The organism is Staphylococcus sp. FSL H8-0121 (assembly GCF_038008425.1).
In the GTDB taxonomy this organism is placed as follows: Bacteria; Bacillota; Bacilli; order Staphylococcales; family Staphylococcaceae; genus Staphylococcus; species Staphylococcus pasteuri.
Genome location: NZ_JBBOZB010000002.1, coordinates 554,373 through 569,539, shown reverse-complemented (window position 1 = coordinate 569,539; position 15,167 = coordinate 554,373). Strand labels below are relative to the sequence as shown.

At 29.8% G+C, this 15,167-nt stretch carries 15 protein-coding genes; 12 read left to right on the top strand and 3 right to left on the bottom strand.

The genetic code is table 11. The features are described 5' to 3' along the window. Window positions 1-16 precede the first annotated feature (16 nt). Window positions 17-547, bottom strand: coding sequence for a hypothetical protein (locus tag LFT63_RS08210; RefSeq protein WP_244971514.1), 531 nt, complete (start codon window positions 545-547; stop codon window positions 17-19). 131 nt (window positions 548-678) lie between these two features. On the opposite strand from LFT63_RS08210, the gene LFT63_RS08205 reads away from it, so the two are divergent. The 5 genes from LFT63_RS08205 (at window position 679) to LFT63_RS08185 (ending at window position 5,978) form a co-directional block, all read left to right on the top strand. Continuing rightward, complete coding sequence (locus LFT63_RS08205; RefSeq protein ID WP_029055912.1) at window positions 679-1,914, top strand: ArgE/DapE family deacylase; 1,236 nt, start codon at window positions 679-681, stop codon at window positions 1,912-1,914. A gap of 160 nt (window positions 1,915-2,074) precedes the next feature. Continuing rightward, a complete protein-coding gene (isaB, locus tag LFT63_RS08200; RefSeq protein ID WP_046466945.1) occupies window positions 2,075-2,638 on the top strand; it encodes an immunodominant staphylococcal antigen IsaB family protein in 564 nt (187 codons plus the stop codon). A 160-nt stretch (window positions 2,639-2,798) separates the two neighbouring features. Further along, window positions 2,799-4,319: a M4 family metallopeptidase gene (locus LFT63_RS08195; protein ID WP_340768675.1), complete on the top strand. Its 1,521-nt coding sequence runs from the start codon at window positions 2,799-2,801 to the stop codon at window positions 4,317-4,319. Between the two features lie 415 nt (window positions 4,320-4,734). Beyond that, window positions 4,735-5,742, top strand: a complete 1,008-nt coding sequence (gene argF, locus LFT63_RS08190) for an ornithine carbamoyltransferase (protein ID WP_029055915.1) — start codon at window positions 4,735-4,737, stop codon at window positions 5,740-5,742. 23 nt (window positions 5,743-5,765) lie between these two features. Next, the gene (locus LFT63_RS08185) at window positions 5,766-5,978 is read left to right on the top strand and encodes a hypothetical protein (protein WP_029055916.1); all 213 of its coding nucleotides are present in this window, start codon (window positions 5,766-5,768) and stop codon (window positions 5,976-5,978) included. 86 nt (window positions 5,979-6,064) lie between these two features. On the opposite strand, the gene LFT63_RS08180 is transcribed toward LFT63_RS08185, so the two are convergent. Then, the gene (locus LFT63_RS08180; protein WP_340768671.1) at window positions 6,065-7,705 is read right to left on the bottom strand and encodes an alpha-keto acid decarboxylase family protein; all 1,641 of its coding nucleotides are present in this window, start codon (window positions 7,703-7,705) and stop codon (window positions 6,065-6,067) included. 166 nt (window positions 7,706-7,871) lie between these two features. Here LFT63_RS08180 and LFT63_RS08175 point away from each other — a divergent pair, with 166 nt between their 5' ends. Together LFT63_RS08175 and LFT63_RS08170 are read left to right on the top strand one after the other, a co-directional pair. After that, complete coding sequence (locus tag LFT63_RS08175) at window positions 7,872-8,321, top strand: MarR family winged helix-turn-helix transcriptional regulator (RefSeq protein WP_340768669.1); 450 nt, start codon at window positions 7,872-7,874, stop codon at window positions 8,319-8,321. A gap of 233 nt (window positions 8,322-8,554) precedes the next feature. Beyond that, complete coding sequence (locus tag LFT63_RS08170; protein ID WP_017637237.1) at window positions 8,555-8,656, top strand: SE2200 family small protein; 102 nt, start codon at window positions 8,555-8,557, stop codon at window positions 8,654-8,656. Window positions 8,657-8,747: 91 nt separating this feature from the next. Here LFT63_RS08170 and LFT63_RS08165 read toward each other — a convergent pair whose 3' ends face one another. Then, complete coding sequence (locus tag LFT63_RS08165) at window positions 8,748-10,202, bottom strand: alkaline phosphatase (RefSeq protein WP_029055919.1); 1,455 nt, start codon at window positions 10,200-10,202, stop codon at window positions 8,748-8,750. 265 nt (window positions 10,203-10,467) lie between these two features. On the opposite strand from LFT63_RS08165, the gene LFT63_RS08160 reads away from it, so the two are divergent. The 5 genes from LFT63_RS08160 (at window position 10,468) to LFT63_RS08140 (ending at window position 15,080) form a co-directional block, all read left to right on the top strand. Continuing rightward, window positions 10,468-10,623, top strand: coding sequence for a hypothetical protein (locus LFT63_RS08160; protein WP_340768667.1), 156 nt, complete (start codon window positions 10,468-10,470; stop codon window positions 10,621-10,623). Between the two features lie 21 nt (window positions 10,624-10,644). Continuing rightward, window positions 10,645-11,310, top strand: a complete 666-nt coding sequence (locus LFT63_RS08155; protein ID WP_029055920.1) for a response regulator transcription factor — start codon at window positions 10,645-10,647, stop codon at window positions 11,308-11,310. Window positions 11,311-11,315: 5 nt separating this feature from the next. Further along, on the top strand, window positions 11,316-12,209 hold the full coding sequence (locus LFT63_RS08150) for a sensor histidine kinase (protein WP_029055921.1): 894 nt from the start codon (window positions 11,316-11,318) through the stop codon (window positions 12,207-12,209). Between the two features lie 106 nt (window positions 12,210-12,315). Beyond that, window positions 12,316-13,068: an ABC transporter ATP-binding protein gene (locus LFT63_RS08145; RefSeq protein ID WP_029055922.1), complete on the top strand. Its 753-nt coding sequence runs from the start codon at window positions 12,316-12,318 to the stop codon at window positions 13,066-13,068. Between the two features lie 5 nt (window positions 13,069-13,073). Next, a complete protein-coding gene (locus LFT63_RS08140) occupies window positions 13,074-15,080 on the top strand; it encodes an FtsX-like permease family protein (protein WP_029055923.1) in 2,007 nt (668 codons plus the stop codon). The last annotated feature ends 87 nt before the right edge of the window (window positions 15,081-15,167 follow it).

Genomic DNA, 15,167 nt, shown 5'->3' with positions numbered 1-15,167 from the left:
AACCCTATTTCTTATTTTATTCTGATTTGTTCTGTTTATTTGAATTACTACTGTTATTCTGCGATGAGTGATTCGCATTTTGGTTAGTAGTTTGTCCATTGTTAGCTTTAGGAGTTTCTGTACTCGTATTAGATTGATTTTGTTTCTTAGATGCTGATGGTTGTTGTGAACGAGTTGGTTGATTACTACTACGTTGTGAAGATTGTGCAGGTTGTGTTGATTGTTTGGCTTGTGTTGATTGATTTTGAGACGTTTGATTATTATTTTTATTTGATTTTTGAATCGTTTGTTGACTAGCTGAACTATTAGAGCGTGTATTACTTGGTTGTTGAGACGATGAAGGCTCAGTTTGAACAGGCTCCTGCTGTTTAGTAGTTGTTTGTTTTTTATCTTTAGAGTCTTTCTTTTTATCTTTGTCTTCAGTTTGATGATTTGTTTTGTGATGTGATGATTTATTTTGATGAGTTAAAGCTGCGAAAACAGAAAATCCTAATGCTATTACAAGTGCTAAAACGACAATACTTGCTAATATTTTTTTCAAAAGCATATCCTCCATTAACTTCGATGATAATTAATTATATTATAATCAATTTTCTGAATAAGAACATATCATTTAATTATATTTTTAATGAAGAATGTTAATTGACTTCAAATATGATAGGAAAGAAAGTGAAATTTATGGCTGTATTAACTAACGAAGAAAAAGTAAAAATTTTATCAGATATTGTATCTATTCCTACAGTTAATGATAATGAATTAGAGGTAGCGTTGTATTTACAGCAATGTCTTAACAAATATAATATTGAATCTGAAATAGACAGAGTATCAGATAAACGTGCAAATCTTATTGCAACAATTGGCTCAGGAAAGCCAGTAATTGCAGTTTCAGGGCACATGGATGTTGTACATGAAGGAAATCATGAGGAATGGACATCGCCTCCGTTTGAGTTAACAGAACGAGATGGCTATTTATACGGCAGAGGTGCTGCTGATATGAAGTCAGGGCTAGCAGCATTAGTGATAGCAATGATAGAAATTAAAGAAAGTGGCCAATTACCTAAAGGAACAATTAAATTATTAGCAACTGCTGGAGAAGAAATGGAACAAGCTGGATCAGAGCAATTATATCGTAAAGGTTATATGGATGACGTAGATGCACTTGTGATAGCCGAGCCATCATATCCTAGTATTGTATATGCACATAAGGGTTCTATGGATATTAGAATTACATCTAAAGGTCGTTCAAGCCATAGCTCAACACCGTTTATGGGAGAAAATGCGATCACACCACTGATTGAATTTATTCAAAATATTAATAAAGAATACGAAGAAATCACTCAAAATATAAAAGGGACAGCATTAAACTATGGTAATATGGTCGACCAAATGGCTAGTCAGTTACCTAGTTATGTTAGTAAAGAAGAAGTGCAAACTAGAATACAAGGTCTTGTTATGACAAATAGCATCATTAAAGGTGGCACTCAAGTAAATTCAGTTCCAGATTATGCAACTGCTGAATATAATATTAGAACGATTCCTGAATACAATAATGAAAAAGTTAAAGCTTTATTTGAAAAATATATCAACATGGCAAATGATAAAGGAGCAAAATTAACGCACGACATATATTTAGATTTGGATCCTGTAGTGACTACTGGAGACAATCGCTTGTTTAAATTAGGACATCAGTTAGCGACAAATTACTTCAATCAATCTGAATTAGTGATTACACCAACTGTTGCAGTTACAGATGCATCTAATTTATTAAAAGGTAAAACAGATGCTTTTCCATTTTTAATGATTGGACCAGGAAAAGGACCTCATCAAATCGACGAGTGTGTGAATAAAGCGGATTATTTAAAATTCATAGACTATTATATCCAACTGCTAACTACATATTTAGAAGAATGTTAAAAATTAATTATGTTTACAAGTGTTTTATGTTCATCAACAATTTGAATATTACAAATATGTAATAACAATTGCTTTTAATTGTATGTCTTTGACCGATAGCGTATAATTTAGAAGTCTCATTGAGAGAAATAGTAACAGATAAAGAAAGTGAGGTACTCTCATGAATAAAAAGACTAAAACAATTATTGCGTCTACATTAGCTTTTGGAACATTATTAAGTGCATCAGCGAGTGCGACGCCAGTTATAAATACTACTGCTCATGCAGCAACTACACAACAACATAATGCATATTATACTTATAAAGGTGACGCAGGTTACGATGCAAAATTCGTATTAGATAAAAACTTCAAAAATGCTATCAAAGCTCAAAACGTAACATTTAATGGTATAAAAATTGCATCAACAAATTCAACAAAAAATATTGTTAAATCAGATCAATTATTCCGCCAATATGATAAAAAAACTAAAAAGGCTTCACTAGTTGATATTCCATTGAAAAAACAATTGAAGCTAACTGATTTACAAAAATCATATGGTAAAGATTTGAAAAAAGTAAATAATGGTAAAAACAATAATACTGGTATCTATTATTACCAACCTAATAAAAAAGGTGAAACAGTATGGTTTGACTCTTCTAAAGGTAAAATTGACCGTATAGTAATTGGTTATGAAAAAACTAAAGTAGCTATAAAAGAAGATAAAGCTATCAAAAAAATTAAATAAAATAAGATTTTTTACAGACGTCATATATTAAATGACGTCTTTTTTATTGTGTTTTATAAAGAATATTCAAAGTATTTTATGGAATTTGCATTTACTTTTTTGAAAAATATAAATATTATTGGGGGAGATTATAAATTTTGTGAATAAATGGAGGAGTTCTATGAATAAAATTTCAAAAATTGCTATTTCAGGCATCTCATTATTAACATTAAGCAGTTCTATTTATAGTGGAAATGCCGATGCTAAGATCGAACAGTCATCAACTAAAAGTAAAATAGAAATTACAGAAAAACATAAAGCATTCCAAGCATTAAAAGTATTACCTAATGATAAAAATGCGAAAAAACAATATAAACATTACAAAACTGTTGAGGTGAAAACTGACCAATTAGGTTATACCCATTACACTTCACAGCCAAAGTTTAAAAATACATATGTGCCTGATAGAGAAGTTAAAATACATACAGATCCAAAAGGGAAAGTAGTTCTTATCAACGGAAATACGAGTGGTGGTGAAATTAAGCCTAGTAATAGTATTGAAATTAATAAAAACGAAGCTCTGAATAAAGCATTCGAATCTATTTCAATGTCATCAAATAAAGCTAAAAACTTTAAAGATAATGTTGTTAAAGAGAATAATATCCAAATTAGTGGTCAACATAATAAATATGTTTATAATATTGAAATCGTAACAACATACCCTAAAATATCTCACTGGACTATACAAGTAGATGCTCAAACAGGTGAGGTCGTTGATAAATTAAATAATATGCAACATGCTGCTACTAAAGGTACAGGCAAAAGTGTACTAAATAAAAACAAAAAAATTAATATCAATAGTCAAAAGAAAGGTTATGCACTGCAAGATGTGACACATCAAGGTAAAATTTCAGCTTATGACTATAATGATAAATCAGGTGATTCGAAACTAATGACTGATAAGGATAAAAACTTTGTAAATCAGTCCCAACGAGCTGGTGTAGACGCTAATGACTATGCTAAAGACGTTTACGAGTATTATAAAAATAAATTTGGGCGAGAATCTTATGATGATAAAGGAAGTACTATCGATTCACTGACACATGTTAACCAATTTGAAAATGAAGATAATCGAAATAATGCTGCATGGATTGGAGACAAAATGATTTATGGTGATGGCGATAATGAAAATTATTTACCATTCTCTGGTGCTAAAGATGTTGTAGCACATGAAATTACACATGGAATCACTCAAGAAACAGCGGATTTAGTATATGAAAATCAACCGGGAGCCTTAAATGAAAGTATTTCTGATACCTTTGCATACTTTATTGATAGTGATAACTTTTTAATAGGTGAAGATATATACACACCTAATGTTAAAGGTGATGCACTTAGAAGTATGTCTAAACCAGAACAATATGATCAACCATCTAATATGAAACATTATTCAAAAACTCAAGAAGATAATGGCGGAGTACATACCAATTCTGGTATACCTAACAAAGCTGCGTACTTAACTATCAAACGTATTGGTAAAGATAAAGCAGAACAAATTTATTATCGAACATTAACACAATATCTTTCTTCAAATTCTGATTTTGAAGATGCAAAAAAATCATTACATCAAGCAGCACTTGATTTATATGATAAATCCACTGCAGACAAAGTAAATCAATCATGGGAAGATGTCGGCGTTTAATGATATTTATTTAGTTAAAAGCTTTTCATTGTGAATGAGACAATGAAAGGCTTTTTTAATATACGTCACACTTAGGTTTGTCTTACGGTAGACATCGAGTAGTCTTAATTTCAAAGTGAAACCAAGAAGATATAAATAACTATATTAACTAGTTTGAACTGTAGAAAAATATTTTTGAAAAAATAATTACATGACTGTTGCTTAGTCTTTTACTTTTAAAATGTTTCATGAGAAACATCATGAAATAGTTTTATATTACAAAAACATATATACATAGAAAACGTATTTTGTTTCCGTTTAGATAGCAACTAATCAGAATAACAAAGGGAAAAGCACTTTTTAATTTATGCATAAATAATCATTATATTGAATCTATATTAATTTTATTGTAATATGTTATCAAGGAGTTGATGACATGAGAGAATTTAACTTTGAAGGTAAATGTTTTTTAAAATCGACTGATTATACTAAAGAAGAATTGAATTATATTATTGAAAAAGCACGACTATTAAAAGATGAAAAGAAAAATAATCAACCACATCAATTACTTACTAATAAAAATATAGCTATTATTTTTGAAAAACCATCAACACGTACTCGAGCTGCTTTCAGTGTAGCAGCACATGATTTAGGAATGAATGTTGATTATTTTGGTCAAAATGAAATTCATTTAGGTAAAAAAGAATCTATTTATGATACTGCTAAAGTATTGGGAAGTATGTATGATGGCATTGAATTTAGAGGGCATGAACATGATGATGTGGAAACATTCGCAAGATATGCAAATGTACCAGTTTGGAATGGATTAACGAATGAATGGCATCCTACTCAAATGTTAGCTGACTTCATGACTTTAAAAGAGGAATGGGGTACATTGGAAGGAAAAACGTTGACTTTTATGGGTGACGCTCAAAATAATGTTGCTAGTGATTTATTAGTTACAGGCGCTTTATTAGGTGTCAATATAAACATTGTTGCACCTAAGTCACGATTACCACAAGAAAAAGTAGTAACTATGGCTAAAGAATACGCACAACAAACTGGGGCGACAATACAATTAAGTAGTGAAATAGATAATACAATATATCAAACAGATGCTCTATATACTGATGTTTGGTTTTCAATGGGAGAACCTGAAAATGTTATAGAAGAACGTGTAGCAATGTTAAAACCTTATCAAGTGAACATGTCAATAATTAAAAAAGTTCAAAATCCGAATGTAAAAGTACTACATTGTTTGCCAGCTTTCCATAATACACAAACTAAAGTAGGTAACGAAGTTTATCAGAAATATGGACTCTCTGAAATGGAGATTACTGATGAAGTATTTAATAGTTCGTATTCTATTATTTTTAAGCAAGCAGAGAATCGTTTACATTCAATTAAAGCAATAATGGCATTAACTTTAGGAGGATTAAAATAAATTATTAAAAAGAGGTGATATATATGATTATAGAAGTCTCTAAAGAATTAAAATCGTTTCTTTATCAAAAATATGAAATAGAGATAGGTGAAATTGCAAGTAAACAAATTATTGATCATTTATATCCTATGATTAAAGATGAAATACATGAACAAATTAAAACAGAAATCCAGGAACAGACTATTAATCATGTTATTGAAAAATTAGAAGAAGAAAAAATGGTTCAGTATCAATAAAAACAATCCTCTTGAATAATGAACTAAATTTCATTATTCAAGAGGAATTCTATACCAGTAAGTTGTTATATGAAGTTAATGCTTAATTATTTATTTTGTGAAGCAAATGTTTTTGCAATATCGCTTAATTTAGTTGGTGCATCTTCAACAGCCATTTTGACTTCGACGAAATGCATACGATCATTATTAGCGTTTATGTTTTCAAAAGCATCTTTAAGTTCATGGGATGTGTTGACATCATGAACTGCAACATTGTCGCCACCAAACACAGCAGGTAACGCTTTATAATCCCACATATGAATATCATTATAAGGTTCTTTCATACCATGGATTAATCTTTCAACCGTATAACCATCGTTATTAATAACAAATATAACAGGTTTCAATTGCTGTCTAATCATAGTAGATAATGATTGGACAGTTAATTGTAATGAGCCATCTCCGATTAATAAAATATTTCTTCTGTTAGGCGCAGCAATTTGAGTGCCTAGTGTGGCAGGTAATGTATAACCAATTGAGCCCCATAAAGGTTGACCTATAAATGTATTATCTTTATATAAAGATAAGTCATATGCACCGAAGAATGACGTTCCTTGATCAGCTATTAAAATATCATCAAGTTGTATGAATTTTTGCATCATCTTGAAATAAGTTGCTTGTGTTAAAGGTTGATCATCTAATATATAATCGTTATTTTCTTCTCTAACATATGAAGGGAAATCAGATGTATTTTTATATGAAATATTCATTAATCCTTTTAATAAGTTAGGTAAAGCAATATCGTTTGAAGTTGTTTCATTCATTTTAAAATAGTTGTGATTTAACATTACGACATCATCTATATCGAATTCATAAGAGAAACCTGCTGTTGCAGAGTCAGTTAATTTAGCGCCAATATTTAAGATGGCATCACTTTGGTTAACATAGTTTTTAACATTTTCTTCAGCGATACTACCATCAAAGATCCCAAGGTAGTGTTCATTTTCCTCATTAAAAGCACCTTTACCTAAAGAAAGTTGTGCTACTGGTATATTTGTTTGATTAACAAATCGTTCTAACTCTGAATGTAGGCCAAAACTATTAATTTCATGACCTGCAATAATAACAGGTTGCTTAGCAGCGTTCAATTTATCTTCAATCATTTTGATATAGCTAGAGATATCTTGTTCTGTTGGTTGCTTAGGTTGGAACGTTGAAGTCACATCTATTTCAGTCATAGCTACATCAATAGGCAAATGGATATGAACTGGGCGACGTTCATTTATAGCTTCTTGAATTAGTCTTGGAATTTCTGTCGTTGCATTGTCAGGTGTAATGTATCCTTGAGCTGTAGTAATGGGTTCAAACATTTTTCTGTAATCATCAAATTTACCTTCACCTAATGAGTGGTGAACATATTTACCAGCAGATTCAACCGCTCGAGTAGGTGCCCCAGTAATTGCAATAACAGGTACGCGTTCGGCATAAGAACCTGCAATACCGTTGACAGCACTTAATTCACCTACACCAAAAGTAGTGACTAATGCACCTAAACCATTGATTCGTGAATAACCATCTGCAGCATAGCTAGCGTTTAATTCATTCGTATTGCCAATCCACTCTACGTGTTCATGTGAAATTATATCGTCTAAAAAGGCTAAGTTAAAATCGCCAGGGACACCGAATATTTTATCTACTCCTGCAGCGTGTACTGCATCCATCAAATATTGTCCTACACGTTGTTTCATAACTCATTCCACCTTCGTTTATGTATTTGTATATTACATTTAAAAGATAACTTTTTAAGATTATAAAGTCAACTAACTTGACCTTTCTAGTTATAAGTATAAACATGACGAAATACTGAATTTTTATTATAATAAGTCTTAAACATAAGAAAAGGAAAGAAAGCAAATGTCGACAAATAAAAATGATTATGAACATATGTTGTTTTACTTCGCATATAAAACCTTTGTTACAACTGCCGACGACATTATTGAACAATATGGCATGAGTCGTCAGCATCACCGGTTTTTATTTTTTATCAATAAATTACCAGGTATTACTATTAAAGAGTTATTACAAACTTTGGAAATCTCAAAACAAGGTTCACATGCTACATTAAGAACTTTAAAAGAAAAGGGACTTATCATAGAGAAAACGTCCGACAAAGATCGTCGAGTAAAACAATTATATTCAACTAACATTGGGAACGCGTTAATCAATGAACTTAATTATGCTCAAGATCACTTATTACAAACAATCCAACAAAAAGTAGGTCATAATTGGTACGATATTATGGAAGAACTAGCAATTCGAAGAGATGGTTTTAAACATATAGAGCATTTAAAAGGACAAGAGTAATAAAAGATATTTTATAAACTTATATCGTTTTATATCTAATTAAAAAGTTCTCCTGAAGCAGTTGTCATTCATACTCATTCTGTATATTTGTGCTAAGTATATTAAATTTAATTTATGTTTTTTCAATCCTATTAGATTAAGGTTTTTAAAATTATTGGAAAAAAGTGTATAATTATGTCATAAGAATTTCAAAGCGATAATTGAAATGAATAAATTGAAAAGGAGTTTTGATGATGAAAAAATTAGCTATACTTTTAACTTTAGTTGGTGCAGGTTACTATGCTTTTAAAAGATATCAAAACCATGTAAACCAAGCGCCAAATATTGAATATTAATTTAGATATTTAATATAACTGTATACATGAAATTAATCCGAGATGAGGTATTACTCATCCCGGATTTTTTTAAAATCATTTTTTAAAATCATTATTTGACGTCATTAGCGAAAAAGTCGAATATGTTTTTAGCACTATCAGTATTTTCTTTATTACCTGTGAATTTTTTAGAACCAGGACCATATGCATAAGTATTAACATCTTCACCAGTATGACCATATGTTGTCCAACCAGTATGAGATTCATCATTAATTGGTTTTTGGATTGCATCTTGAAGATGTGTTGTTTGTTCTTCTACTTTAGGATCTTCGTCATCTTTACTTTTTTTAGTTAATTTTTTAAGCTTTTTAGCTTCTTTTTTAACTTTATCCATTTGTTCTTTAGGGAAATCAATGCCATAGCCTTCTTTAATAACTTTTTCAGGATCTTTTCCTGATGCGATTTCTTTAGTCATATATGAGCCAGAATGTTTCATTTGATGTATGGCTTGAGGATTCCATTTATAATCTTTGCCTTTTGCAATTGTCATACCACCAGTAGAATGGTCAGCTGTAGCCACAACTAGTGTATCTTTATGATTTTTCGCATAATCAATAGCATTTGAAAATGCTTTATCAAAGCCTTGCATTTCAGACATGACACCTGTTACATCATTTGGATGAGCAGATTTATCAATAGAAGCACCTTCTACCATTAGGAAGAATCCTTTATCATTTTTTTCAAGTTTACTTAAAGCACTTTTTTCCATATCAACTAATAATGGGTTACTATTTGGCGCATCAATTTGAAGCGGCATATCTTCTTCTGAGAACAACCCTAATACTTGTTTTTTGCTAGATTGATTAAGCTCATTTTTGTTAGATACAACATCGTAGCCATCTTTTTTAAATTTTTCATCAAGATTGCCGTTCTCTTTGCCAAAGTATTTAGAGCCACCACCTAAAAGTACATCGACCTTATGTTTGCCATTAATTTTATCTTTATAAAATTGTTTAGCAATCTCGTCTTTTTTATCTCTTGAATCTACATGAGAAGCATAGGCAGCTGGTGTTGCGTCAGTGAGTTCAGCAGTTGATACTAATCCAGTTGATTTGCCTTTTTCTTTAGCGTCTTCTAAAACTGTTTTAACTTTTTTCTTATTTTCGTCTACACCAATGGCACCATTATACGTTTTATGACCAGAACTAAATGCAGTTGCTCCTGCAGCTGAGTCTGTCACGTTTTCTTTAGGATCGTTTGGATATGTACGATTCGTACCCTTTAAGTATTTATCAAAAGTGGTAGGATTCATAGATTTTGCAGATGGATCATTTTGGTAATAACGATAGGCCGTATTAAATGATGGACCCATACCATCACCCACTAAAAAGATGACATTTTTTGGATTTTTAGTATTACCGAAGGCTACTGCGTCATCTTTGTTTTTATCCTTACTTTTATCAGCATTTGTTTCTGAAGCTGAAGATATATTTGTCGTACTTAATAATGTTGCAGCGACTATGCTACCCGACAACAAATACTTACCAATATGTTTAAAAGATTTCATTAAAAAGCCTCCTAAAATATGTATATACTTATTACATTTTAATTATAAGAAAATAATTTTGACTGTTTATGATATTCATGTAAATAGATTGTAAATCTATAATAAATTTTAATTACATTAAGAAATGTAAAAGTAAATCACTCATAACAAATGTATTTTTTATAATAAAGATGTAAAATAGATAATAAATACAGTGTAGTAAGAGAAATTAAGGTGTGTATTTACCATCGTAACTTCTTAAGCTAATATGACTGAGGTGAAGAAAATGATATTTGTGATGTTATCCCCATTATTTATAGTAGGTTTTATTGCTTTAAGTATTTATGAAGAAAAAAGAAGGAAAAAGAACCAAGAAGCTAAAAACAATCAAAATGAAAATCATATTCAACATCAAACTGGTGAAAAAGATAAATCAATTTAGCGCAACGAAAGGTGTATCTTAATGAAGATTTTTATAGTAGAAGATGATTTTGTCATTGCAGAAAGTTTAGCTAATGAACTTAAAAATTGGAATTATGAGGTAAGTATAGCTAAACAATTCTCAAATATTTTAGATGACTTCATCACATATCAACCTGACTTAGTATTGTTAGATATTAATCTACCGACATTAAATGGATTTCATTGGTGCCAAGAAATAAGAAAGATTTCTAATGTGCCTATTATATTTATCAGTTCTCGAACGGATAATATGGATCAAATTATGGCTATCCAAATGGGTGGCGATGACTTCATAGAAAAGCCATTTAATTTATCATTAACGGTTGCTAAAGTCCAAGCTTTACTTCGTCGCACCTATGATTTAGCAGTTTCCAATGATGAATTAACTGTCAAAGGTTGTAAGTTAATTATTGATGAGGCCAAAATTATTTATAACGAAGAAGCAATACAATTATCTTTAACAGAACTTCAAATCATAAAGTTATTATTCCAAAATGAAGGGAAATTCGTTAAACGCAATGCTTTGATTGAAAAATGTTGGGAATCTGAAAATTATATAGATGATAATACATTAGCCGTTAATATGACGCGACTGCGCAAGAAATTAAATCAAATTGGTTTAAAAGACTTTATTGAAACGAAGAAAAATGTTGGATATAGGGTGTAAATAAAATGATGTTACCTTTTATAAAAACAATTAAAAATGAAGTTGCAATCGTCACATTAATATTATTATTATTTGCTGTGATCTTTTTTGTATTTTCACTTTCAATGAGTGCATTGCTGCTTGGTATTGCTATTGTTTTATTTATTATGCTGATTTATTGGTGGATTAGTTATTTAGGATTTCAAAAACAAGTTAATCTTAAACATAAAATAGAGGTACTTGAAGAAGAATTATTTGAAACAAAAAAACGACAAGCTGAATATCAAAAAGATATTGAAAGTTATTTTTTAACATGGGTACATCAAATTAAAACACCTATTACTGCCACCCAATTATTATTAGAACGTAATGAACATAATGTTGTTAATCAAGTAAGACAAGAAATAGTACAAATAGATAATTATACTAGTCTAGCATTAAGTTATTTGAAATTACTTAATGAAGCTTCTGATATGAGTATTTCAGAAGTAAAAATTGACGAGTTAATCAAGCCTTTAATTATGAAGTATCGTGTACATTTTATTGAACAAAATACTAAAATCCATTATCAATCAGTTGATGATAACGTATTAACCGATGCACAATGGGCATCTATATTAATAGAACAGTTGTTAAATAATGCATTAAAGTATGCACGTGGCAAAGATATTTGGATTAACTTTAACTCAGAAACAAAACAATTACATATCAAAGATAATGGTATAGGTATTAGCCAAGCAGATTTACCGAAAATCTTTGACAAAGGATATTCTGGATATAATGGGAGTCTTAATGAATCATCTAGTGGTATAGGTTTATTTATTGTTAAACACATATCTCAACATCTTAATTTAAACGTTGAAGTAGAATCAAAATTAAACAGTGGTACGCAATTTACGATTGATTTTCCAAGAGAATGATAACTTTCAAAATTGTAAGGTAACCAACAAAATTTGTAAGAAATTATAAATGTTGTTGGTTATTTTTTAATATAAAATAGGTAATGATTAGGAAAGGAGCGTCCATATGTTATTAGAAGTGAAGCAAGTTAAAAAAGTGTTTGGCAAGGGGCTAAATAGGACAGAAGCATTAAGTGATATGAATTTATTTGTTGATAAAGGTGAATTTGTAGCTATTATGGGAGAATCAGGTTCTGGAAAAACAACTTTACTTCAACTTATTGCGACGTTCGATCAATTTACAGAAGGAACGATTCAAATCAATGGTCAATCATTAGCATCACTGAAATCGAAAGATATCGCTTCATTTCGACGGGAACAATTAGGTTTTGTCTTTCAAGACTTTAATTTATTAGATTCAATGACTAACAAAGATAATATTTTAATGCCATTAGTTTTAGCTAATAAACCAGTTAAAGTTATGCAACAGCGTATTGATAACTTAGCTCAGCGTCTTAATATTAGTGATATATTAAATCAATTTCCTAACCAAATTTCTGGAGGACAAAAGCAACGAGTAGCTATAGCAAGAGCGCTTATTACACAACCCCAAATTTTATTAGCTGATGAGCCCACTGGTGCACTTGATTCGAAAAGTTCAAAACATTTAATGCAATTATTTCAACAAATTAATCAACAACAATTACAAACGATTTTGATGGTGACTCATTCTAATATTGATGCTTCATATGCGAATAGAGTCATATTTATAAAAGATGGACGTTTGTACCATGAAATTTATCGTGGAGAAGAAAGACAATCAGAATATCAAAAGCGAATTGCTGATAGTTTAGCTATCTTAAATAATGGGAGGGAGTAAATGAGATGCCCTTTTCGATGATTTGGACTATGGTTAAGCGTCATTTTGTAACACAACGACATATCATCTTACCATTTATTTTATCTTCAAGTATTATATTTGCTATAGAATACATATTATTATCTATTACGACTAATTCATATATACAACAACATCACCAAATGCTAGGTATGTTTGCAATTATTGGTAATGTATTCATGTCATTATTAGCTGTCATTTTTATCATTTATGCCAATCAATTTGTAATGAAACAACAACAAAAGACATTTTCACTGTATCTTATTTTAGGAATGGAAAAGAAACATATTAGAGTGATGTTACTTATTGAACATATAATAAAATACTGCCTTATAACGATAATTAGTATCGTGGGTGGATATTTATTTGGATCATTATTCTTTATGTTAATCAATAAAATTACGACAGGTCATCAAACTAGTTTACGTGCATATCCATTTGATGTTAAAGCAATGTGGATTACATTACTGTTGTTATTTATAGTGATGTTATTACTTTTTATGATTAATCAATTTAAAATCACGCTACAAAATCCTATGCAATTAATTAATAAAAAGGCTCATCACAAGCGACGTTTTAAAAAAGTGATCAATTATATACTTCTACTTGTAGGCATTATTCTTGTGGGCAATGGTTATAGAATTGCATTGCAGGACAATACGCCTGTTGAATCTTTTTTTGCATTGTTTATAGCTATATTTTTCGTATTTTCTGGTACTTATTTATTATTTGTTTCATTCAGTGTGCTCATAATAGAAAGATTACAAAAGTTGCCAAAGTATTATTATCAACCTAAGCATTTCTTTTTAATTTCTGGTCTAAGAACACGCATGAAATCTAATGCTATTGGTTTGGCGAGCATAGCACTACTTTGTACTTTCTTAATTGTTACTTTAGGGATGACAGTAACTACATATAGAGGTTTAGATAAAAATGTAAATGAAATGTGGAAAAATCAATACGTTACAAGTGTAGATGGCGACTTTCATCATAATCAACAAACGGCTAAAAAAGTAAAAAAAGTAATTAATGATATTAAACAGAAGACGAATGCCGATACGCCTAAAGTGTATACGCAATCATTGTTTAATGTATATTTGGATGCTAATTCAGAATATCAAAGATTATTAAAACCGAGTGAAACACCAAATAAATTTAATATTGATCCAGGGAGTAATAAAAATGTATTTATAACGGTTATGAATTTAAATGACTATAATCAATTTAATCGTCATCTCCATCTTAAAGATAATGAAGTTGGCGTAAACACTAATATGAATATTCTAGATGATTCTGACAAAATAGTCATACAAGGTAAACCTTACCATATAAAACGTGTCCATCAGACTAACGTTAATTCTCTAAGATTCAGTGAAAATATTAATTTGATAGTGAAAAATGATAGGGAATTAAATCAAATAGTTAACTACTATAACAAGTCGACATCACAATCGAACATGCATTTAACAAATACGACGATAGAGTTTAATGACTATGAGTTAAAAGGAAATGATTCACCGATAATACATGAGATTGAACGAAAACATGATATAGATATTAGTACTTATGAGCAATTTAAGAACGTTTGGTACAACATTAATGGAGGACTTATATTTGTTGGAAGTTTAGTATCATTAGTTCTATTTATTGGCATATTTTTAATTATTTATTACAAGCAAGTTTCTGAAGCACAAGAAGATGTTCAAAATTATCTTACTATGGAACATTTAGGTATTGATAATCAGAAAATCAAACACATATTGGATCAACAATTAATATGGTTATTTAGTATTCCTTTTATCGTAGCTATCATTCATACATTATTTGCTTCTAAAATTATATATGAAATTTTAGGTTTGTTTGGAGAAGTATACATAGGTATATATATTACAAGCTTTATAAGTATTGTTCTCATTGTAGGTATAATTTATTTTATTATGTATAAAATGACATCTTATTTATTTACAAAATTAGTAAAACAATTAAAGAAATAATACTTATTAAACATTGATATAATAGGGATAATTAAAATTTTATGAATTTAATTTAATAATTTAAGCATATATTAATATTCATTTGGG